The 22,425-nt window shown below is 51.3% G+C and carries 19 protein-coding genes; 9 read left to right on the plus strand and 10 right to left on the minus strand.

From position 1 onward, the window contains the following. Positions 1–16: 16 nt before the first annotated feature. From K3T83_RS35045 to K3T83_RS35055, 3 genes are all read right to left on the minus strand, one after another. Complete coding sequence (locus tag K3T83_RS35045) at positions 17–721, minus strand: class I SAM-dependent methyltransferase (protein WP_220207550.1); 705 nt, start codon at positions 719–721, stop codon at positions 17–19. Next, positions 718–1,536, minus strand: a complete 819-nt coding sequence (locus K3T83_RS35050; protein ID WP_220207551.1) for an IclR family transcriptional regulator — start codon at positions 1,534–1,536, stop codon at positions 718–720. The genes K3T83_RS35045 and K3T83_RS35050 overlap by 4 nt, the downstream gene beginning before the upstream one ends. Before the next feature lie 175 nt (positions 1,537–1,711). Continuing rightward, positions 1,712–3,118 (minus strand): helix-turn-helix transcriptional regulator, encoded by a 1,407-nt coding sequence (locus tag K3T83_RS35055; RefSeq protein ID WP_220207552.1) that lies wholly within the window; start codon positions 3,116–3,118, stop codon positions 1,712–1,714. A 202-nt stretch (positions 3,119–3,320) separates the two neighbouring features. Here K3T83_RS35055 and K3T83_RS35060 point away from each other — a divergent pair, with 202 nt between their 5' ends. Then, positions 3,321–4,040 (plus strand): SDR family oxidoreductase, encoded by a 720-nt coding sequence (locus K3T83_RS35060; protein ID WP_220207553.1) that lies wholly within the window; start codon positions 3,321–3,323, stop codon positions 4,038–4,040. 108 nt (positions 4,041–4,148) lie between these two features. Here the strand turns inward: K3T83_RS35060 and K3T83_RS35065 are convergent, their stop codons facing one another. From K3T83_RS35065 to K3T83_RS35075, 3 genes are all read right to left on the minus strand, one after another. Next, positions 4,149–4,625, minus strand: coding sequence for a DinB family protein (locus K3T83_RS35065; protein WP_220207554.1), 477 nt, complete (start codon positions 4,623–4,625; stop codon positions 4,149–4,151). Positions 4,626–4,700: 75 nt separating this feature from the next. Beyond that, the gene (locus tag K3T83_RS35070; protein WP_220207555.1) at positions 4,701–5,558 is read right to left on the minus strand and encodes a bifunctional 5,10-methylenetetrahydrofolate dehydrogenase/5,10-methenyltetrahydrofolate cyclohydrolase; all 858 of its coding nucleotides are present in this window, start codon (positions 5,556–5,558) and stop codon (positions 4,701–4,703) included. 3 nt (positions 5,559–5,561) lie between these two features. Beyond that, on the minus strand, positions 5,562–6,185 hold the full coding sequence (locus K3T83_RS35075) for a cyclodeaminase/cyclohydrolase family protein (RefSeq protein WP_220207556.1): 624 nt from the start codon (positions 6,183–6,185) through the stop codon (positions 5,562–5,564). A gap of 360 nt (positions 6,186–6,545) precedes the next feature. On the opposite strand from K3T83_RS35075, the gene K3T83_RS35080 reads away from it, so the two are divergent. The 4 genes from K3T83_RS35080 to K3T83_RS35095 are packed head-to-tail and all read left to right on the plus strand — an operon-like array spanning position 6,546 to position 14,566. Continuing rightward, positions 6,546–8,624, plus strand: a complete 2,079-nt coding sequence (locus K3T83_RS35080) for a WD40 repeat domain-containing serine/threonine protein kinase (RefSeq protein WP_220207557.1) — start codon at positions 6,546–6,548, stop codon at positions 8,622–8,624. A gap of 15 nt (positions 8,625–8,639) precedes the next feature. Further along, positions 8,640–11,009, plus strand: coding sequence for a serine/threonine-protein kinase (locus K3T83_RS35085; RefSeq protein ID WP_220207558.1), 2,370 nt, complete (start codon positions 8,640–8,642; stop codon positions 11,007–11,009). 14 nt (positions 11,010–11,023) lie between these two features. Beyond that, positions 11,024–13,129 (plus strand): serine/threonine-protein kinase, encoded by a 2,106-nt coding sequence (locus K3T83_RS35090; RefSeq protein WP_220207559.1) that lies wholly within the window; start codon positions 11,024–11,026, stop codon positions 13,127–13,129. 9 nt (positions 13,130–13,138) lie between these two features. Next, positions 13,139–14,566, plus strand: a complete 1,428-nt coding sequence (locus K3T83_RS35095) for a WD40 repeat domain-containing protein (RefSeq protein ID WP_220207560.1) — start codon at positions 13,139–13,141, stop codon at positions 14,564–14,566. Positions 14,567–14,569: 3 nt separating this feature from the next. On the opposite strand, the gene K3T83_RS35100 is transcribed toward K3T83_RS35095, so the two are convergent. The 4 genes from K3T83_RS35100 to K3T83_RS35115 all read right to left on the minus strand — a co-directional run bounded on the left by K3T83_RS35100 (position 14,570) and on the right by K3T83_RS35115 (position 17,421). Beyond that, entirely contained in the window at positions 14,570–15,457 is an 888-nt protein-coding gene (locus K3T83_RS35100) for an MIP/aquaporin family protein (RefSeq protein WP_220207561.1), read from the minus strand. 16 nt (positions 15,458–15,473) lie between these two features. Then, entirely contained in the window at positions 15,474–15,719 is a 246-nt protein-coding gene (locus K3T83_RS35105) for a hypothetical protein (protein WP_220207562.1), read from the minus strand. A 503-nt stretch (positions 15,720–16,222) separates the two neighbouring features. Continuing rightward, positions 16,223–16,612 carry a hypothetical protein gene (locus K3T83_RS35110; RefSeq protein WP_220207563.1) on the minus strand — a complete coding sequence of 130 codons (390 nt, stop codon included), beginning with the start codon at positions 16,610–16,612 and terminating at the stop codon, positions 16,223–16,225. Positions 16,613–16,695: 83 nt separating this feature from the next. Beyond that, positions 16,696–17,421: an endonuclease III domain-containing protein gene (locus K3T83_RS35115; protein ID WP_220207564.1), complete on the minus strand. Its 726-nt coding sequence runs from the start codon at positions 17,419–17,421 to the stop codon at positions 16,696–16,698. Positions 17,422–17,929: 508 nt separating this feature from the next. Here K3T83_RS35115 and K3T83_RS35120 point away from each other — a divergent pair. The 4 genes from K3T83_RS35120 (at position 17,930) to K3T83_RS35135 (ending at position 22,339) form a co-directional block, all read left to right on the plus strand. Next, positions 17,930–19,117, plus strand: a complete 1,188-nt coding sequence (locus K3T83_RS35120; protein ID WP_220207565.1) for a Vgb family protein — start codon at positions 17,930–17,932, stop codon at positions 19,115–19,117. 287 nt (positions 19,118–19,404) lie between these two features. Beyond that, the gene (locus K3T83_RS35125) at positions 19,405–20,613 is read left to right on the plus strand and encodes a Vgb family protein (protein ID WP_220207566.1); all 1,209 of its coding nucleotides are present in this window, start codon (positions 19,405–19,407) and stop codon (positions 20,611–20,613) included. Positions 20,614–20,698: 85 nt separating this feature from the next. After that, on the plus strand, positions 20,699–21,763 hold the full coding sequence (gene ltaE, locus K3T83_RS35130) for a low-specificity L-threonine aldolase (RefSeq protein ID WP_220207567.1): 1,065 nt from the start codon (positions 20,699–20,701) through the stop codon (positions 21,761–21,763). Between the two features lie 60 nt (positions 21,764–21,823). Next, positions 21,824–22,339, plus strand: a complete 516-nt coding sequence (locus K3T83_RS35135) for a transglutaminaseTgpA domain-containing protein (RefSeq protein ID WP_220207568.1) — start codon at positions 21,824–21,826, stop codon at positions 22,337–22,339. Positions 22,340–22,425: the final 86 nt, after the last annotated feature.

Below are 22,425 nucleotides of genomic sequence, written 5' to 3' on the forward strand. Positions count from 1 at the left end.
CACCTAATGTTTAGCTCTACATGTTTTTGCGGCAGACGTATTCAGCATATTCAGTTGATGGATACGTCGCCTCTTCAATCGTAAAACCTGTACGCGTGAGCATACCTTCGAGAATCCAGCCATAGGTGCTGTACTCGTCGCGCACATGCGTTTCAAAGTCGGCTGCGACAAATCCTGTTCCTGGCTCTTTCGCCACGCGCATAATCCAGGCATTGATATGTTCGCGATAGGCGGCAGGCTCGAATGAAAAGATGGTATCGCGCAAGTAGAAGATTCCACCGGGTTTCAGCATGGCAGCCATGCGCTGAAAAGCCACCATTTTCCAGAAATCGGGCAAGTGATGCAGCGCGAAACGCGTGATAATGGCATCAACGGGAGCAGCACGATGTTCATACGTCAGGAAGCCACCATGATGAAATTCGATAGGGGCCAGATGAGCAGCAGTCGCCTTCTGAATGGTATAAGTCAGCATGGAGCGCGAAACATCCACAACATAGACATAGGCTCCGGCCTTTGCCGCCGCTATCGCAAACGATCCGGTGCCAGCTCCAAGATCGATCACATGAGAGCCTGCACCGATAGCGAGTCGGTGTAACAATGCCTGTTCTTCCGCTGTGTTCGAGCCTTGATCGCGATCATACGTTGCAACCTGGGTGGTATTCTCGAAGTCCACACCTATCTGTTGTCGATCATCGTAGTACCATGAAGGCAATGTGCTCATGTATTTTTCTCCTGCTTGTCTGATGTAGTGTTGCCTGGATAGCCTAAGCTGAGCGATGCGGTGAGCGCCTGGCCCTGTACAAAAGCAATCAGCGCCTCGTTGCTTGCATCAAAGCGCGAGGCAGGCATCGAAACGGACATCGCTCCCCAGATCGAATGATCGAAACGATAGATCGGAGCGCCGATGCAGCAGACACCAGCTTCAAATTCCTGGCCGTCGAGTGCATAGCCCTGCTCGCGGACACGTCGTAGGTCGGCAAGAATATGCTCCCAACGAACATGTGAACGTGGGGTGCATTGTGTTGGCGGGTGATTCTGATAGTAGCGGGTCAGGGTCTCCTGAGAAACGTTGGCTAAGACAGCTTTGCCCAGGGCGCGCACGAATGCGTGCTCCTTGTATCCCACATAGAGTGAGCGGACTTTGACGTGCTGCGTGCCCTCGGCGATATAGTTGAGAATGACCTCATCACGTTCCCACGTGGCCACATAGACCGTTTCGCCGCTGCTATGAACCAGCGCTTGTGCCAATACTTTGATAGATGGAGGAATATGACGCTGGCTCTGGTAGAGATTATTCAGGTGCGCCACTTTGTCGGTCAGCATATATTCCTGCAATTGCCTGTCTTTCTCAAGATAGCCGGCATAGACCAACGTATTGAGGAGATGATAGCAGGTACTTAGCTTGATCCCGGAGACATGACTCAGCCATTTGGCGCTGCAACCACATTGACGTTGAGCAATTAATTCAAGGAGTTGTAAGCCTCGTGCGAGGCTGGCAATCATCCAGGGTTTCTCGTCCTGTTCGCTCTGTGGCATGTCTCTGTTAACTTTCTGTATAAAGCCGATCAATGTGAGAGCAAGTATATCATGAGGGTGGGGAAAAGTCGTAGTGAAAATTTCAAATAATTGCAATCATCAACTATAATAATTTTTCATCAGATAAAGCTAACAGAGGTGTCAGCAGACACTTTTCCTGTCATTTTTCTTCTGGTTATGCTCTCCTAGATGGCTCAGTCCGCTTCTCTTTCCACGCAACGATTTCACTACGTACAAATCGTAGCTCGTCGTGCCAGTAAATAGTGGTGAGCTTGCCCCGGTCTTTTCGCTCGTAGAGGGTCTGTCGGGCGACACCTGCCAGCTGATAGGCTTGTTTGGCGGTAAGCAATTCCTGCAAGGGATACAGGCGGATGTAGGCTTGATTGACCAGTTGCCCTACTGGTGTGCTGTGGAAGTCTTTGGGAAAGAGACAGTCGTTGCTTTGTGAGTCCCCATAAAGGCTTTGAGTCACCATTTGAATGGCCTGGTGGACTGCTTCCGCTTCAACGAATCCGTCCTGAGCGCACTCGGCGATGATTAGCAGTGCTTGACCCAGACAGCTTGAACGCAACACTTCGGGTGAAGAACTCCAGTCGGGTGCATCTGCATTCATATGAGAGGGCAGAAGGTCGTGCTGCCGTTCCCACATACGCCTTGCCTCTGCCTGCAAAATGCTATCGACCAGTTGCAGGTATGGTTCACGGATGCGCCGGGAGGTCTGGTCAGAATTATGTTCCAGATGGGGTTCTGACGTAGGAGCAGCAAGGTGATACACGATTTTGGAATGGGTTGAAGGAGAGGAGATATAGAGGATAATCTTGAGGTCAGGATGGGCAGGTGCGAGAAGGGTGACAGTGTCAAATTCCAGATGCCCTAAGATGGGATGATTCATTTCTTTTCGCCCATTCAGATCATCAGGTACGTCGTAGCACGACCACCACAGACGAAAGAAGGCACTCTCTTTTTGCAGTTTCTCGATCATCTCCCCAAACCAGGGGTCTTCAGGAAAGCGTGCGCTCTCAGTACGCAGGACCGCAATCATCAACCGTGCGGATTGTTCCCAATCTGGATAGACTTTCCTGGCGAGTGGATCAGTGAAATGGGTCCAGAGGAGATTTTGGGGGTGGACAGCACTGGCTTTGCCATACGTCAGGACGGTTGCTGCTGCTCTGTTCCAGGCCAGAACACCCCAGCGTCGTCCTAGCACAAAGGCTGGATGAGGATCAAGCGCCTTCACTGCCTGTTGAAGAGCAGGACTTATCTGTTCTTCCTCGGAAAGAGACCATTGTGTCGGAAGGGACTGTCCCGCAAGCACGAAGAGATGCTGTTGTTCTGGTGCTGTGAGCCGCAGTGCCTGAGCAATACTGTCAAGAACCTGCTCAGAAGGATGAATATCACGCCCCTGTTCAAGGGCGACATACCAGGAGGTTCCGATATTGGCCAGTAGCGCAACTTCTTCACGACGCAGCCCAGGTGTCCGCCGACGCCTGTTCCCCGGGAGACCAACATCCGCTGGCGAGAGACGGGCACGACGGGTGCGGAGAAACTCGGAGAGCGCTTGACGACGTTCTTCTTCGCTCATAAACCCTGACTCTTTTCTTATCCTATTTCTCTGAAGCCTACTATAGACACACTCTGGTAATAGGATAACACATAGGTCATACTAGAAAAAGATCCACACGATCTGAACATTGCAGAAGAGTAAGCACGTTCAGAGACGACATGTGTTCCTAAACCTAAATAAAGAAGAACCTATGAGATAAGAAAGGGTGAAAAGACATCGTATGGATATTCGTGAGAAAGTTATCATCATTACTGGTGCCTCAACTGGTATTGGACGAGCAACAGCACGTCTTTTTGCAGAGCATGGAGCCATCGTGGTGCTTGCGGCACGTTCAACCGACAAACTGGAAGCGCTTGCCCGTGAATTACAGGCGCAGGGGAGGGAAGCGCTCGCCGTTCCAACAGATGTGACGCAGGAAGATGCCGTGCGACACCTTGTAGCGAGAGCCACTAAGACATATGGACGTGTTGATATCCTTATCAATAATGCAGGGATAGGAGCAGCTGGCCCCATCGCCGACTACCCGGCTGATGCCTACCGACAACTCATCGACCTTAACCTCTTCGGTCCTTTCTATGGTATGCAGGCGGTAGTACCTCATATGCGCGAACATGGAGGGGGGCTGATTATCAATGTGAGTTCGTCAGCAACGAAGCAGGTGTATCCTCTTGTGGGTGCTTATACATCGACAAAGCACGCTCTCAACACTCTCTCGGCGTACGAACGTACTGAATTAGCTCCCGACAATATTCGCGTCATCACCATGTATCCTGATCTTACAGACAGCGACTTCAGCAGGAACGGGTTGGTATTTGGCCTCAGACCTGAACCAGGTGTTACTGCGCTGGGAGAACTTCCTACCCCCGATAGCCCTGAAAAGGTGGCGCAAAAAATCCTTGAGGCGGCTTCTGATGAGCCTGCTGACAAATACATGGATTGACACTTCCTTCTGTTGAACATGGAACAATAACCTGAATAAAAGCGAGCACCGAGTAACATCATTACATTTCTCAGTGCTCGCTTTTATCACTATTTGAAAAACAGGTTATTAGAGGTCGGGAGCGGCCAAACCATGCATACCCAGCGTGATGCTTGCCTCCCCGCCGTGATGAACATCATGTTCGATGAGGTGCCAGATGATCCATGAGCGCGTGACTATATAGCCCTCGTCATCAAGCTTTTCTTCCCAATCGGCGGGAGTCCAGCGAGCGATAGAGGCTTGCATCAGCCTCCAGGTTGTTTCAAGCGCTGTAACTAGTTCGGCGGCACTACGTCTGGGCATGTCCTTCCGATCCCATTCGCTGAATGCCTCCATCTCCTCTCCACCTTCATGGATGACTAGAGTAAACCAGCGAGCGCGTGCCCCGATGATATGCAGCACGATATCTTCGACTGAGCGGAGATTGGGAGCTGCGCTTACTTCCAGTTGATCGGATGAAAGCGGTGCAAGAGCTTTGACGAGTAAGTTCTGATAGTTGCTCCATCCATCGAGCAACGTTGGGAATGTTGATTGCGCGATAGCCATGATGAGCTTCCTTTCTAACACGGTCTTCTTTACTCAACACATTTTAGCAGAGAAACAGGATATGATCGATCCGCATTATTTGTCGGATTGTCGCCAGGCAGTTTGCAGGCATTGTTTCAACAGCACGACATTGGTGAGCGGCCCGACGCCTCCCGGTGTGGGAGTAACAGCTCCGGCAACCGTGCGGACTGATTCAAGATCGACATCGCCAGTAATCCCGCCCCCTGGCTTCGCATTGATGCCGACATCGATTACGGTCGCTCCCGGACGTACCATCTCAGCCGTCACCATATTTGCCCGCCCGACAGCTGCAACCAGCACATCGGCTTCACGCGTAATTTCTGACAGATTGGTGGTGCGCGAATGGCAAATAGTGACGGTTGCATGCTGCTGTAACAGCAAGATTGCCAGCGGCTTGCCAACCACATTGCTGCGTCCCAGCACCACGACGCGTCGCCCTTCCAGTGGCGTGTGCGTTCTCGCCAGCACCTCCATCACAGCCCCGGAGGTTGATGGTAGGAGGCTGGGAAAGCCAAGCAAGAGGTTTCCCGCGTTATGAGGACTGATGCCATCGATATCTTTTTCGGGTGCAATCGTTTCTGCGACCATTTGTTGTGAAAGATGGGCGGGTAGCGGCATCTGGACGATAATGCCATGCACCGAAGCATCGGAGTTGAGACGTTGGAGTGCCGCTCGTAGAGCGTCGGATGCAGTATCTTCGGGTAACTGGTCCAGGCGTGCTTGCACACCAACATCGTTGGCAATGCGTAAGATAGCCTTGCTATAGACGCCCGAAGCTGCGTCACCGCCCATGCGTACGATCACGAGGCCGGGAGCCTGTCCCCGACTTTCTATGTAGCGTTGCACGTCGTTACGCAATTCTACTCGCATCTCTGCACTGAGCGCTTTCCCATCGATAATAGATGCAACCATCAGTTAGTCCCTCTTTTCTACTGTTTCTTTCACCTGCTGGCTGACCGTCGCGAGGGTCTGTAGCGCTTGTTCCAGGCGATGATTGAGCTTGCCGACCAGTTCCTGATCTTTCATGGAGGTCACGTTGACGCGTATCATCCATGAGGCTCCATTACCCGCGCTGACCGCCAGTGCAGAAGCCGTTGCGATATCGCTCAGTACACGCGCATTGCCAATTTGTGCGATACGGAGGCAATAGTTGATCAGTTCTGCCGCGCTTTCAGCCATTGCCAGCGGGACCAGGGCCGCCTCTTTCAGGCTCTCCTGGACCGCTTTAGTGCGTGCAGCTTTCTCTTCAGCAGTTGTGCGCGGCAACTTAAAGCTTGCCGATAGCCTACCATAGGCGGCGATATCCTGCTGCATGAGTTGTTGAAAGCTGTCCCGCAATTGCTCCGCCCGCTGGAGAAGCGTGGTGATCTCTTCCTGTACATCTGCGTAGTCGGCCTTACCCAGCGTCAGGCGCGAGACCATACAGGCAAGAGCAGCCCCCATTGCACCACTGAGCGCGGCTGCGGAACCACCGCCAGGCGTTGGTTGTGCAGATGCCAGGTCATCAAGATAATTACGCAAAGGTTTATCTAGATACATAGTAGCGTTTGTGCCCCTTAAAAGTTTTTAAGATTGTGTACAACACCTCACGGTTGTACACACCTGAGACATGCTGGTGTCTACAACCGTGAGTGGGTAATCTTACCGCTTTAGTGTATCGTTTCTTCCCACCTATCGTCAATGTACTTTTTCCTCCCAAAAAGGGAACGGGCATGTCACAGGTTGCTATTTGCTGAAATCTTCAGATTGTTTACCCCTTTGCATCATCTAATTACCTGTAAAATTTACAATGCATTGCTTACCAGATTATACAACTATTATAGTTATGTGAACTACTTCATTTCTGTTTTGTCTTGCATCTGTTATAATCCCTCTGAATGTATTTAAAGAGGGATGACGATGCAAGAACGCGAAGGTATCCATCAAGCAAAAACGGCAGGTGAGACGCTTGGACGCTACCACCTGTTACATTGTATCGGTCGGAGCAGCGCTGGCGAAACCTGGCTGGCTGAAGACCCACTCCTGCATCGACAGGTAGCTATTAAGATATTGCCTTCCCAGAAACAGCACGATCACGAATATGCAACGCTTTTCAAACGAGAAGCACAAACCGTGATTACGCTCAGCCATCCTCATATTTTGCCCATTCACGACTATGGTGAACGCTTGCGTGCGGATGGGCAGATTGATAGCTACCTGGTGATGCCCTATATCGAGGGTGGTTCTCTTGCTGAACTGCTCAAGCAGCGGAGCCTTTCCCAGGGGGAGGCTCTGAATTTGCTGGTCCAGGCTGCTGAGGCAATTGATTATGCGCACGCCCAGGGAGCAGTACATCATGATATCAAGCCTGCTAACATGCTGCTACGTTCCGATCTCTGGTTACTACTGGCAGACTTTGGGATTGCGAGCATTGTCGCCAGTGCTCAGCCTGCAAAGAAAAAGGCAATTCCTGGCGCTCTCTCGTACAGCGCACCTGAGCAAGCGCAGGGCGCTGCGGTAGCCGCCAGTGATCGTTATAGTCTGGCTGTAGTCGCCTATCAATTGCTTACCGGCCATCACCCTTTTCAGACAAAAACAGGGAGTTCGATCGTTCACCTGGGACAGTCTCCATTCTCGCCGCGCCGTTGGAATCCAGCATTGCCAGCTACCTGTGAAGATGTATTGTTACATGGTCTGGCAAAAAAGCCAGATGACCGTTATCCTTCCGCACACGAGTTCGTCGAGGAACTGACCCGTTCACTGACTGCACCCACAACGACTGGCAACGCGGTGACACGCCGGAACCTGCTAATCGGTGCAGGAGTAACAGCGCTGATAGGTGCAGGCGGTATCTGGTCCGCAGCCAGTGGACGGCTTCCTTTCGGGACGACGCCAGCATCAACGCCAGCATCATCACCTGATCCAGATGGGCCAACAAAAATTCTGCGTGGTCATAAAAAACCTGCTCATGCACTTGCCTGGTCCCCCGCTGCTGGCGGGATGGTGCTGGCCTCAGTCTGCAATGGAGATTCCACCGTCAAATTATGGAACCTGCAAACATTCTCGGGTCAACAAACCGTTGTCAACAAAAGTACAGCGAGCAAAGAGCTAGGCCGCACGCAGCTCGCGCTTGCCTGGTCGTTGGATGGGGGTTCCCTTGCGCTTGGCGGCGGCAATGACCAGGGACGCTCGAAAATCGATGTCTATCATTCAGATCTTAGTGGGCCAATTGCAGGATTGGAGCAGGGTTTTTCTCTCTCTGCTGCGGGACTAAAGGGACTTGGTTGGATAAAACAAACGTTGCTGGCTGCTCTTTATACGCCTGATATGCCTGCTCATGATAATGGACAGCATTGTTTGCTCGGCCTGTGGAATACGCAGGAGCCAACATTGAGGCCACAGCCGGTTTCTATCAGTGGTATCCTCTCGCCGTCAGGGTACGAAACAACGTATCAGAGCCTTGCCGTCTCGCTTGACGAGACACGGCTTGCTATTGGCACTATGCAGGGAGCATTGGTCGGAAGCGCGGAACTGACAGGGAATCATGTACTGTGGAAGCCAGCACCTTTTGGTTTGCTACAAGCTTTCCCCGGTAAGCAGACTGGTAATGCCATCAATGAGTTAGGCTGGATCTGGACAAAAGATGGAGAAGCGCAATCATTACTGAGTATTACTCAGGGGAAACCCAATCTGCTTGTTGGCTGGAATATCGATGGTGCAACGCCCCATGAACCCATAAATATTAGTAAGTTAAACAATTTTCCGCCATTTACTACTCTTGTCACATCTTCTAATACCCAGAAGCGCCTCTATGCGGCAGGGACGCAAGCGGGTGAGGTCTATCTCTGGGATGACGATGCGGGGCAGCTTCCCAAGCGCATTTTAAAGGGGGGAAGCATCAAAGGGCGCGTCATTGCGCTGGCCTTGTCACCCGATGAGCTATGGATGGCCGCCAGCTATGATGATCGTGATGCCTCTATCGCTATCTGGGAAATATAAGGGGAGATACGTCATATGCAAGTGTATCAGGCTATTGATTGGCAGGGCCGACAGTTCAGGCAGTATCATGTGCTTCGTTTGCTCAAGCGTGATCGTATTGGCGCATTGTGGCTTGCCGAAGAAGGCCAGAGGCAGCGCTACGTTGTTTTGAGACTGTTGCCAGGCGTTGCGGCTGATGCACATGAATATATACATCAGTTTGAGCAGATCGCGCTGGCCTCTTCCGGCCTGGAACACCCCCATATACTTCCCGTGCAGGACTCAGGTGTTGAGGTGGGTAATCGAGATGAAGTCATCCCCTTCCTGGTGTACCCCTATCTGGAACAGGCTACTACTTTGCATGCACATCTTCAGCGTACTGGTGAGATACCCCCTGCTGCGGAAACGTTTCGCCACCTCTTTCAAGCGGCGCGGGCCATCGACTATGCCCATAGCCAGCAGGTGATACATGGTGGCATTCAACCTGTTTGCCTGCTGCTTGACGGAACACGCTTACTGTTGACCGATTTCTGTCTGGCATCGCTGCTCGATAGCGATATTACCATCAGCCGTACATACAGTGTTGATTTGCCTTATCTTGCACCGGAGCAGGCACAGGGCGAGAAGCAGGAAGCCAGCGACCGCTACAGTCTCGCAATGGTTGCTTACCAACTGTTCGCCGGTCGCCTGCCCTTCGAGGGAAAGGACAATCCTTACGAACTGCTGCTGCAACAACTGACGTTGATGCCACCTGCGCCGGGACGCTTCAATCCTACCATGAACTTACATATGGAGAACGTGTTGTTGAAAGGACTTGCCAGGGAACCACAGCAGCGTTACTCTTCTTGTTTAGAGTTGGTGAGTACGCTTGATCGTGCCTGGAAAGGATTGCCGCTTGATCCGCTAGATGATCCTGATGCTACGCTTCTGGTCGCCAGGAAGCCTCCTGTTCAGGAACCGCCATCCAGATCAGTAGTTATATCAGCTTCATCGCCATCATCCGTTCCTTCTCTGCCTGTCATGCCTTCTCGTGTAGCGGCAGAGAAAAAAACAATGGCTCCGATGAAGATAACACCTGATAGCCTGCCTGACACGTCCGAGCAAGCTGTTTCTCCACAAGAGGAGAAGAAGGGTAAGTTGAATCGGCGAACAGTGTTGATTGGCGGCACGTCTGCCGTCGCACTTGCGGCGGGAGGTGCAACCCTTCTGACACTATGGCTTAGAATGGACCCTTTCAAGCGGCTTCCAGGGCCACTCAAGTTTACACCAGGCAAGCCGCTTGTTCACCTGATTTCACACCAGGATATGGTCTCGAATGTTGTCTGGGATCCCAGCAGTCGCTATATAGCTTCGTCGAGCCAGGATCAGCATGTTATGTTGTGGGATGTCGGCGGCCTCTTGCGCCAGAAATCTGCCAGGCTTCAGGTCATGAGCCAGCCCACGCACCAATGGCAATTTGGGCACAACGGCATTATTGTCATCTTTGAAGTTCTTCATTGGACCCGCAGTGGGCGCAAAATCATTATCTCAGGGATGGATTCGGGTTCATTTCTGCTTCTTGATCCTTTTGCCGAATCGGATGAACGTCAGGCTTATAGCAATACTTCAGGTGAATCCCCAGGCTCTTCTCTGTATGCAAATGCCATTTCTGATCCGCACTCGGATCTATTGGCTGCGTTCGTTGCGTACAGCGGGAAGCAACTGGAGATTTTGCTCTGGCGAGAAGGACAGCCGACGAAGGCGGTTGCTAGCCTGACCTGGACCTCACCAAATGCTGATCCGAGAGAATCTCCGCTACTATTAACGATTGCCTGGTCTTGTGATGGCATGATGGTTGCCGGTCTGACTACTGATCTGGATGTGGTGATCTGGGATGTGAATACACATAGTGTCAAAAAGACTCTCAAAGTGCCTATGCGGAAACAAAAGATCGAAAATGTGAAGATGCAGAGGACTCCGGTGCTGGCATGGTCTCCAATAGATGCGAACATTCTGGCTGTGACTATCGTTGAGACGATTGTGCTGGTTGATATACGGGAGGAGAAGCCTCTTGATGTGTTGATCACGGATAATCAAGATGCGTATACGCCGCCCACAAACGCTAATGAAACAGGCTGGGTTCCGCAAGTGCTGAGCGCGTGCTGGTCTCCCAATGGGCGTTACATTGTTGCTGGTTACTCACAGGCGTTTACGACAATGGCCGTTTGGGATTTGCAAAAGCAGGCAGTGAAAAGGGATCAAGAGGAAGGGCATCTACAAGATTACCTCTTCCCACCTCCGGGCACGTCAAACGCTCACACGGGCAGCATCACTGATATATCCTGGTCCCCTGATGGGCGCTATCTGGCAACCGGGTCAGTTGACAAAACCATCCTCATCTGGCAGGTAGATGCCAGCGAAGAATAAGTAGGAGGAAGGATATGGTGCAACAGAACACGTTAAAGCGTGATGAGGGACAGCTTGGGCGTTATCACCTGCTTAAACGAGTCGGGCGTGGTGGTATGGGTGAGGTCTGGCTGGCCGAGGATCCGCAGCTTCATCGTCAGGTAGCCATCAAGATGTTGCCTCTCCAGGAACGGTATGATGAGAAAGATGCAGCCCTCTTTGAGCGTGAGGCGCAGGTAGTGGCATCGCTTAACCATCCACACGTTTTGCCTGTCCATGATTATGGTGAGCAGCACCTTCCTGATGGTCAGGTGATCAATTACCTGGTGATGCCCTATATCAGTGGCGGCTCCCTGAGCGACCTCATCGGACGGCGAACGGCTGCCGGGGAGGGCTTTCATTATCGGGAAGCGCTCGCCTTTCTGTTGCAGGCCGCTGATGCCATCGATTATGCTCATACGCAGGGCATGATTCATCGCGATATCAAACCTGCCAATATGCTTTTGCGCTCAGAGGAGTCTTTGCTGCTGGCTGATTTTGGCATTGCTCTCATGGTTTCCCATGATGACGATGTGGAGGGGTCTGGGGCGATGATCGGGACTCCACTCTATATTGCGCCCGAACAGGCTCAGGGGAGACCAACAGAGGCCAGCGACCTGTATAGTCTGGCAGTGATTGCCTATCAGTTCATTACCGGGCGTCCCCCCTTTCAGGCTGAAACGAGCTATGCCACCATCGTCCAGCATATTGTGCAAGCTCCACCATCTCCGTTACAATGGCATCCTGATTTGCCCGAGGAGTGTGTTGCTGTGCTGCTGCGGGGGCTGGCGAAAAAGCCAGAAGAACGCTATGCCACTGCACGAGAGTTTGTGATGGCTCTGATCCGCTCTCTTGGAGTCGAGAATCTGCTCCCTGCTTCTCCTTTGCCATTACCCTCTACTGTTCCTACCCAGGAAGGTGCCAACAAACTCCTCACCCGTCGCAATCTGCTTATCGGGACAGGGACAGTTGCTGGTATTGCTGCGCTGAGTGGTGGAATCTGGGCTATGAACCGTCGAACGGCTCCGCCACCAATAACAAAAAAGAAGTCATCAGGGATGGAGCAACCGGCGATGGTCCTGCGTGATAGCAAGACCGCTCCAAAGGCGATGGTTTGGAAGCCTGGAGAAAATATTCTGGCTACATCTTGTTACGATGATAGCACTGTCAAGCTGTGGAATATTGATGTCTTTCGCATTCAGAATCTTCCTATGTATGAAAGCACCTACACCAAAAATGATCTGCCAATTGCTCAGCAATTGGCCTGGTCGCAGGATGGGAAGTATCTGGCGGTCATCAATGGGCATGACATTAATCTCGTAGACATGTATATCGACATCTTTTCTGCCGATCTCAAAAGTAAGCTTGCTGGCTTCGAGCAAGGGATCAAGATCCATTCTCCCTTTATCAAAGGGCTTGTTTGGATCGAAAACAGATATCTGGTAGCTGCCTGGGATGGACCCGATCACGGTGATTATATCTATCTTGGCATGTGGGACACTTTGCATCCTCAATTGCGACCAGAGCCTACCAGGATCAAAGCAATTCCCTCTATACTTGATGGAGACATTGGTAAATATCTTGAACTGTCCATTTCACCCGATGCAACTAGCCTGGCTCTTTCCTCTAGCGGCAGTGTCTTTGTCGGCAAAACAGAGATGGTAGGGAATCAAGTCGTCTGGAAGGAGACTCTGCCAGCCCGTCTTCCGAGCGCAAATACATTTGTCCAGGGAGCCATCTGGACAAATGATGGAAAGCGCTTTCTAGCTATCTCTCTTGATGTTGTCATCAACTACGTGTTTGGTTGGGACTTGACCGCTAAGCCAACCGACCTTCTCAGGTTTGGTATTCCCCAGGATGCAACAAACTTTACCTACATTGTCGCTTATCCAAAAGCCGATAAGAGCATGTTTGCGGCTGGCACGGAGGATGGCAAAATCTACATATGGGATGGACAGACAATGAAATTACCAGTACGTGCCTTGATAAGCCCACCTTCCATTAAAGGTGGAATAATGTCATTGGCCTGGTCAACCAATGGTCAATGGTTAGCGGCTTCCTATGGTGATGTCGATGTGACGATCTTGATCTGGAAGATATAAGGGGGATGTATGCCAGAACAGCAGAATAATACACCCGGCACGAGTGAAGTAACAGATATTACTCCAATAAAAAGTGAGAACGATCCTTCAGAAAGCGTAGCAGTAGAGAAAACACAGACTGTTCAATTACCTCTAGCATCCCGGCAAAAGGGTGTTGGGCGGCGTAAGTTGTTGCTGGGAGGTGGAATAGCACTATTTGTGCTGGCTGGAGGTGGCACTGCACTCACTATGACCCTGATGAATACTCAATGGCAGACATTGTCAAATCCATTCTTACCAGCACCAACCATGATTTCAAAGCCTCGTCATCTGGTGCCTGGAAAGGTGATACTCACTATTGATGATGCACATACAGATACGATTACCAATGTACTCTGGGACCCCACCGGGCGTTATCTGGCTTCGTCGGGCTATGATTATACTGTCAAACTATGGGATGTGGGAAACATTGTGCAAAAACAGGTGGCAGATTCTCCTGCTACATTGTCTCGGCCCACATGGCAGATATTGAAGGAAAATGCTCCCTTTGGATTTGATGAACTGCATTGGTCGGCTGATGGACGCAAGCTCTTCACAATTGTTTCTGAGCAAAATGATGATATCAAACCAATAGCCCTGAACCCTTTTGCCGACAATGATAAAGGACAGATCTTTACTAATGCAAAAGTCAAGCAATCCTCTTTTTCCGAGCCTCAGCCAGCGCCACAGAACACGATGCTGGCTGCTATAGACATCATTGTACGGCACTATCTCAAAGTTGATCTCTGGCAGATAGATAAGCCAGATGTTCCGGTAGGCAGCCTGATCTACCAGGATCCTGATCAGTTTACTGGTAGTTTTGCGAATATCCTCATCATCGGCTGGTCCTGCGATGGCTCGTTGCTGGCCGCTTTTACTAGCTCAGGACATCTGGTTATCTGGGATGTAAAAACTCGCGCCGTCAAAAAAGCTTTTCAGATACCGCGTCAGCAAAGCGATGACACAAGTACCATAAAAATATCCCGCATTACGCTCTCCTGGTCCCCAACCAATCCTCACCTGCTGGCGGTTTTCAACCTTGCTGCTATTGCAGTCGTTGATGCAGTTCAAGGGAAGGTACTCTATCAATTAAGCACAGATGACCCGGATGCCTTCACGCGCTCTATAAATCCCAAACGCAACTGGACGCCTCATGTCGTTGCTATTACCTGGTCACCAGACGGGCGCTATGTTGCTGCCAGCTATGCCAATAGCAACAAAGTTTATCTCTGGGATACACAGACAAAAGAGCCGCAGATGAAAAATGGGCTACGTATGCAACAGCTTATCTTCCCACAGGCAGATGATCCACTTGCACATAGCGATGCGGTCGCCGATATATCCTGGTCTCCAGATGGACGTTTCATGGCGACCGCATCCTACGATGAATCGATCAAAGTGTGGAAGGTTGGAGAATGATGGCTAATCGTCTCCAGGAGCTTCTCGTACCGATCTACCTCTGACTTCAACATCAGTGATGGGAGGTTCCTTTATCTCCAATGCTTTGTGGATAGTGAAGTCGTAGATCAAAGCTCCTACGACACCTCCAACCAGTGGAGCGACAATTGGAACCCAGAAGTAGTTGCCAGGGCCAGGAATAGCCACCGGTCCCCACCCCGCGATGAGACAGAACAGGCGCGGCCCAAAATCACGGGCAGGATTGATGGCGTATCCCGTATTGAGGCCGAAGGAGAGACCTATGCCTACAACGAGCACACCGATGATAAAGGGATTGAGGTTGGCCTGAACTGGCTGGTTACGCACGTCGATAAGGGCGAAAATCACTCCAACCAGCAGAGCCGTCCCTAGGAACTCATCGCAGAACGCGCCGAATATCCCCACGAACGGCTTATTATAGGTATACCAGACAACCCCAGCATTAATAGGGTTATTGGGCGCACCGGCAACGTTACGTATGATATGGTGAACGGTTTCATAGTGGACCAGAGCGCCCTGATAGATAAAGTACAGGATCGCCGCCGCGACAAATGCGCCGACTACTTGAGCTATCCAGTAGGGAATCACCTTGCTCCAGGGAAGCTTCCCTCGTACAGCGAACGCGAGCGTCACTGCTGGATTGATGTGTGCACCGCTCAGCGCTCCCGAAACATAGATTCCGAGTGCAACTGCGATGCCCCATCCCCAGGCAATGACCATCCAATTAAGCGGAACAAAGTCCGTAAAGAATATTAAGGACGCTACACAGCCGCAGCCGAAGAGTATCAGCACCATTGTGCCAAAGAATTCCCCCACCATTTCGCCCCGAATACCGGCGAGCGGGTGAGTCCTGGCTACAGTTTGACTTAACATAAGCGTTTACTCCTTCTCATACAACTTTTACCTTGACCATTGCACTTCCGCTATGAGGATGTTCAGGGACACGACCTACTACATGATGACGATCTGTCATTATGAGTGCGAGTATGCATTCTTTTGCCTGTGTGATCGGCTCTGCTCCCAGGATAAGGCGATAGAAACCCTGTAGACCTGCGGCCTGCACCTCTGTAATGGTGAACTTCATGTCGCCTGTGAGATTGTACACGGCAAAGTTGCTCGCACTGAGATTCGGCACACCCAATCCATTATCATCGATGACTGAGGCGGCCAGAACGAAACGCGATGAATGTTCCCCCAATACAGGGCGAGAGCGCTAACACTATAGCCTGCCATGATACTGCCTTCTTTCTCAAACATGGCTTTCTTTGTTCAATCAGAGAAAGCAGAAAAGATAATGATGATGGACAATCATCATCTAAGAGACATGCTACAGAAGAGGAGTACGTCAACGGTTCCTGTTCTTCCTACTCTTCAGGAGAACCCATGAGAGAGAACCCGTATCTTAGTGGCAAGATGTACAAGGCGGAGAGAGATGGCGATAATATCTTAATACGATAGTATTATTAGGTAAATAAAATATGATTGTCAAGCTGTTCATTGGCTTGCATCGTGCTTTTTGAACGTCATAGAGAATGAGGAGATATCTCTTCTGATGCTGCTAAATTTTGGAGATCCTGGTCTGACCAGATGGACCATCTTGGTTTCGCGTGAGCAGTCTGTTGTAGCTCATACTTATTATCAAGTATGTTGCCGCCAACAAAGATATTGCGCTTTTTGAATGGCTCTGGTGTGGTGGAAAGGAGCCAGCCACGTTGAGATAACTGGGGCGAGTAGAACCAGGGGGGAATCAAGCGTATAATCTTGTTTGTGTATCCACGTGGGGCAGGGAAAAGACGTTCTGACACAAAGTTTCTCTACAGTTGCGGCAAAAAAAGCAGCCCAGCGTTTCCCATCTGCGGTTGTCGTTGATGCAGGTGGTGTATTGATCAACTCCTGGCGACGATCTATAGCATAACGCCACCAGTCATGAAGAAAGCATCCAAGCGCGAACCAGGGATCTTCCCCCTGATCGATGGAGGCTACTGCATCGCTTATAGAATGTATTGGGTATGGGAGAGGCATTGCCATCGTTCTCGCTTTTCCTTATGACGTTACAACGTTTTTTCTTTCACTCTTTCTATCTGAAAACTTTATAAAAATAAACAGTGTTTTTAGCCCGAAAAAGCCGTCTCTTGTGCATTCACGCTCCCAACATATGCACACTCGCTATAAAGAGGGCAACGCGAGCACTCTGGTCGTTGCGCGTGACAAATCTTGCGTCCGTGCGTAATCAGGTTGACGTGCAGCGGGTAGACCCATTCGGGCGGTAAGACTCTGGCATAGATGAGGTGGGCTTTGTCGGCGCTGACCTTTGGTCCAATTAAACCTAAGCGCTGCGAGGTACGCCACACGTGCGTATCGACCGGCATCGATGCCCGGTCAAGATTGAACATGAGGACACAGGCAGCCGTCTTTGGTCCCACACCCGGCAACGTGCGTAGATAGGCCCACGCTTCCTCAGTGGTGCGCTTTGCAAGTTCGGTAGAGAGATAGGCAGAGAGCGTTTGGGTGCCTTCCTGGATCTGTTGCTGATCCGTCAATGTCTGAAGCACATCCTGAATGCGCGGCGCTTTGACGTTCGCCAGCCCGCCCGAACGAATGGCATCTGCTACCAGATAGGTAGGGGCATCACGTACCTCTTCCCACGTTGGAAATGTCGTGATCAATTGCTGGTAGGCACGCCCCGAGTTGATATCTGAGGTATGCTGTGAAAGAATCGTGCCAACCAGCCCTCCCAACGGATCATTGTCTGGCTGGTTCACCGGTTCACCATATGCGGCAATCAGCGCTTCATACACCCGCGCTAAGTGGACTGTGGGTATCAATGATGTCGTCATGCTTTTGTTCCTGTCTCGATCAAATAAAGTAGGTATTGTACCGCTATTCTAGCGCTATTGTCGCTTCTGCACAAGTGCGGTGCAGCATGAAACAGGGCTTTCCAATTCTCCCATCTAGCGGGAGTGCAGAGGGCGGCAGCCCTCTGCCGGGGTGCGGGGTGTCCCCGCAAAAACCTTTTTTCTTCTCTTTTGCGCGCCGTCGCAGGCGGCGCGCGAAGGAGGGAAGGAAACTGGGGACACCCCAGACCCCGGCAGGGAGACCCTGCACCCCTTTGAGCGGAGAACTGGAAAGCCCTGCAGCATGAAAGCACACGTCTCTATAGGACTTTATGGAGGAGCTATGCTGTGAAAGTTGTCTTCTAGGAGGGAAGAAGAGTATTATTATAGCAAATTCATATTTATGAAAATGTACATATCATATGATGTGACTTTTCACGTCTCTACGCCTTCTTTAAAAGGCAGAGAGAAGGCGTGATATTGATGCAAAAAATGTCAAGAGGTGGATTACATGCACCTGGATCGGATTAAAAAACATATTTCCCTTCTATCCCTTTTTCTGCTGCTTCTGCCTGTCGTTCTGACCGCTTGTAGTACTTCAGACGGTCAAGGTGGTAATCAACTGGCCTCCTCGCGCGTCTTGCCAGCGGAACAGGACGAGTCGCAGAAACGTGCGCAGGTCAGTTCACCGTTACAGGTCTCTACACGCAATAATGGTCCCTGGGGAATCGCCCTCGACGAGGCTCGTGGGTTTGTATGGGTGGCTGAGCCTGGCTGTGATCCCAAGCCACCCTGTCCTTCAGCATTTCCAACCAAGATCACAAAATTTGCGATGGCCGATGCGAGCTTCATTCAGGATTTCCCGGAGCCTGATGGCAAGTACTCTAACCCCTTCTTCCTGGCCGTCAATCCCAGCGATGGTCACGTCTTCTTCTCACAACCAAACAGCGATGCTATTGGCATGCTTTCGCCCGATGATAATCGTTTCCAGCAATGGCATACCACGACGGGTAGCACCCCTTATGATCTGCTGATTGACAAGAACGGGAACGTCTGGTTTACTGAATACAACAGCAACAGCATCGGCTTTCTGAATCCTAAGACGGGCAAAATTGTGGAGACGCCGACGCCCACTGCCGGGACTCAGCCTTATGGTATTACGCTTGACCCCAAAGGTAATATCTGGTTCGCGGAAAATGCGAAAGGGATAGCGCAGGTCGGCACGTTTACCCCAACCGCTAATGGGAGCATTAGCATCAAAGAGTATCCCATCGATGGTACGTTGCGCTCACAGCCGCACCTGATCACGGCAGCACCCAACGGCCATATCTGGGTTACAGAAGGCTTCCTGGGCAATATTACGGAACTTGATCCTGCGACCGGCACCCCAACCCATTATAAAGTTGCTTCGGCATGCCGCAGACCACCCGACAACTGTACTCACATGTCCGGCATCGCTGCCGATAAGGACGGCAACATCTGGTTTAGCGATTCGCTTAACGCGACGGTTGGCTACTTCGTTCCATCGAAACGAATTGCCAAGATTCAACCATTGACCGATCCCAATGCGCACCCGCATGATGGTTTGGTGGTGCAGAGCAACGGGAGCGTCTGGTTTACCGAGCAGTTTGGTTCGCTTCTCCCCGGCGAACTACAGGGGCCGGCGCTGGTGATGTGGCCCAAAGGCACGCTGAAATAGCGACCAGACCGTTTGTTGTTCCATCTGACAGAGGCAAGATATCGTATCGCCTCTGTCAGACCTCGATCCCGTCTCGCTCCCCTTCGTTTATTGCTTTCCAAACAGAGTGCCGCGTGCCAATGTCCCTCCGACCGTATTGTCTTTCTCAGAGTGGTATGGTAAAAATTGGGTATATCTATTTTGTAAAAAAAGCTGAATCATTCTGCTTTTGCATAATTTGCCCTACTTTTGGTTGCGTTCCCTGTTCTATATAAGATAGCGATGTATATAGATATAAGGAGTTCCGGGTGACGATAGTGAATAAAAAGGCGATGCTCAGTATGTTCTTCACTTTGCTTGTTATTGCCACGAGTTTTCCCGCCTGTACCTCATCACAACAGACGAATAGTGGAGATCAATTCGTCGCCTCGCCCCGTATCGTTCCAGCGGAACAGCCAGAATCCTCGCAACGCGGGCAATCTCCAAAAGCTCATCTTACGCCAGCAAAAGTCAATCCCTGGGGTGTTGCTCTCGATGAGGCGCGAGGCTTTGTCTGGGTCGCGGAACCGGGATGCGAAATGACGCCCACCTGTTCTGGAACATTCGCCTCCTACATCGGCAAATATGCGCTGGCAGATGGAAGCAAAATTGCCGATTATCCACAGCCAGCTATGGGACCAGCCGGGACGAAATATTCCAGTCCGCTATTTGTCGCGGTGAACCCGAAAGATGGCCATATCTGGTTCACCGAACCGAACAGCGATGCAATCGGCGAACTGAGCCAGGATGATGGAATGTGGGACAATTACGCAAAGGGCATAACGCCGGGCAGCGCTCCCTACGATCTGGTGTTCGATAAAAATGGAAATATCTGGTTTACCGAAATAAACGGTAACGCCATTGGCTTTTTCAATACAAAAACGCATAAGATTGTTGAGACTGCCACTCCTACTCCTGGCAGCAATCCGTATGGCATCACTAGCGATGGCAAGGGGAACATCTGGTTTGCCGAGAATGGCAAGGGGATCTCGCAGATAGCCGCTTTCAAGCCAACCACTAATGGGAATATCACCATTACCGAGTATTCCATCGACTCGGTACTTATCTCGCGCCCACACCTGATTACGGCTGATTCACATGGGATCATCTGGTTTAGCGATGGGTTTACCGGTAACATCTCACGCTTCGATCCCGCAACTCAGGCTGTGACGCATTACAGGGTCGCTTCGGCATGTCGGCGCGTGAACAATTGCACCCATATCTCAGGGATTACCAGCGATAAGCAGGGCAATATCTGGTTCACCGACTCTCTCAATGCTGTGGTTGGTTGCTTTTATCCAGGCAACAGCACAGCCAGAATCTCGCTCCTCAGCGATCCTAACGCGCATCCTCATGATGGATTGGCGATTCAGAGCAACGGAACCGTCTGGTTTAGCGAGCAATATGGATCGCAGCGCAAGGGTGATCCTGTGCTTGGCCCGGTGCTGGCGATGTGGCCGAAGGGCGTGCTGAAGTGACCCCCGAAGAGAAAATCAGGTGGGTGATATACTGTGTGCAGGAAGGCAACTTTATTTCCTCACCATCTGAAAGGCAGATTATCTCATGCTTATTGATCTCAGGAGCGATACCGTAACGCAACCAACGCCAGCGATGCGGGAAGCTATGTACCGTGCCGAACTGGGCGATGATGTGTATAGCGAAGATCCAACGATCAACCGCTTGCAAGAGCTGGCAGCCGAGATCACCGGCAAGGAGGCGGCCCTGTTTGTGCCGAGCGGCTCAATGGGCAATATTGCCGCCGTGCTCTCTCACGCCGGGCGCGGCCAATCTGTGATCGTTGGCGACCAATCTCATATCTATCGCTACGAGGGCGGCGCTGCTTCAACGCTTGGTGGCTCACCTATGTACGTCGTGCCCACGCATTCTGATGGCATGCTCGATCTGGACAGGCTGCGGGCCGCGATTGCTGATGATAGCGATGAGCATATTGCGCCAACCGCTCTGGTCTGCCTCGAAAATACGCATAATCGTTGCGGTGGTACAGTACTGCCAACTGAGCAAATCGCCACGATTGCCGATATCGCCCATGCACAGGGCGTGGCAGTGCATATGGACGGTGCACGTATCTTCAATGCCTCGATTGCGCTTGGGGTGCCAGTTAACGAACTGGCTCACTCTGTGGACTCGCTCATGTTCTGTCTCTCAAAGGGATTGAGCGCTCCCGTTGGCTCAATTCTGGTGGGAAGCAAGGCGTTTATTCACAAAGCTCATCGCGTGCGCAAACTGCTTGGTGGTGGCATGCGTCAGGCTGGAGTGCTTGCCGCTGCTGGTCTTGTTGCGCTGGAACAAATGGTGGAGCGATTGGCGGAAGATCATGAGCATTGCAAGCAACTGGCGTATGGCCTGGCTGATTATCCACAGATCGCTATCGATCCTGAACGGGTTGTGACCAACATGTTGCTCTTTACTCTGCACGATTCACAGCAACGGACGTTATCGGAGGCAGAAGCGGGTCAATTTCTGGCGAAAGCGCGTGAGCATGGTGTGCTGATGGGAACGATGGGCGACGGTCTTGTGCGAGCTGTGACGCACTATGGACTGGAAGCGGAACATATTTCAGCGGCATTGAACGGCATCAGAAAAGCGCTGATTGAAATGCAACTGTAACACGTTTTACTCCAACTGAGGGACATTGCTGGTACACAGAGTAAAAAGGAAGGGGAGTATATGAGCCGTAATAGACGATCAAACGCGAATCGCGTAGCTGGTGGCATTGCGCTCCTGGGCCTCATTCTGGCTTTTACGACCGGCTCTGGTGGCCTCAATGTCCCGATCTTTTTTGTCGCATTAGCCTTTGCATCGCTGGTTGGTTCGCTTGGCACGCCCAACAGAGCAAGCATACTTGGAGGGATGCACGCCTTTGTCTGGCTGCTGATGGTAGCCGCATTCATCACTACCGGCACTGCCCATGTCTTTTTCTTTGGTATCATCGCCTCGCTCTTGTTGGGGCTGTTTGGTCGCGCTCTATTTGCTCAACGTATGCAAAATAACCCGCCCATGCGTAACAGACCCACCACGCCATATTATCAACCCTCCAATAAGGTGCCTGAAGAGCCACCATATCGCGGCTATGAACAGGGCTACCGACCATCCGCTAGCCAGCCCGCAGAGCCGCCTCCCCCTTCGGATCAGTACGAACAGCCTCAGGCGCAATATCCTCAGCAAATGCCACCTCAACAATAATTGACTTGCCGCTTTTTTCATAGCGAGAAAGAATAGATAAATAGCAATGCTGATGGATTACCAACAAACCAGTGTTTATTATGCAA

Source organism: Reticulibacter mediterranei (genome assembly GCF_016587455.1).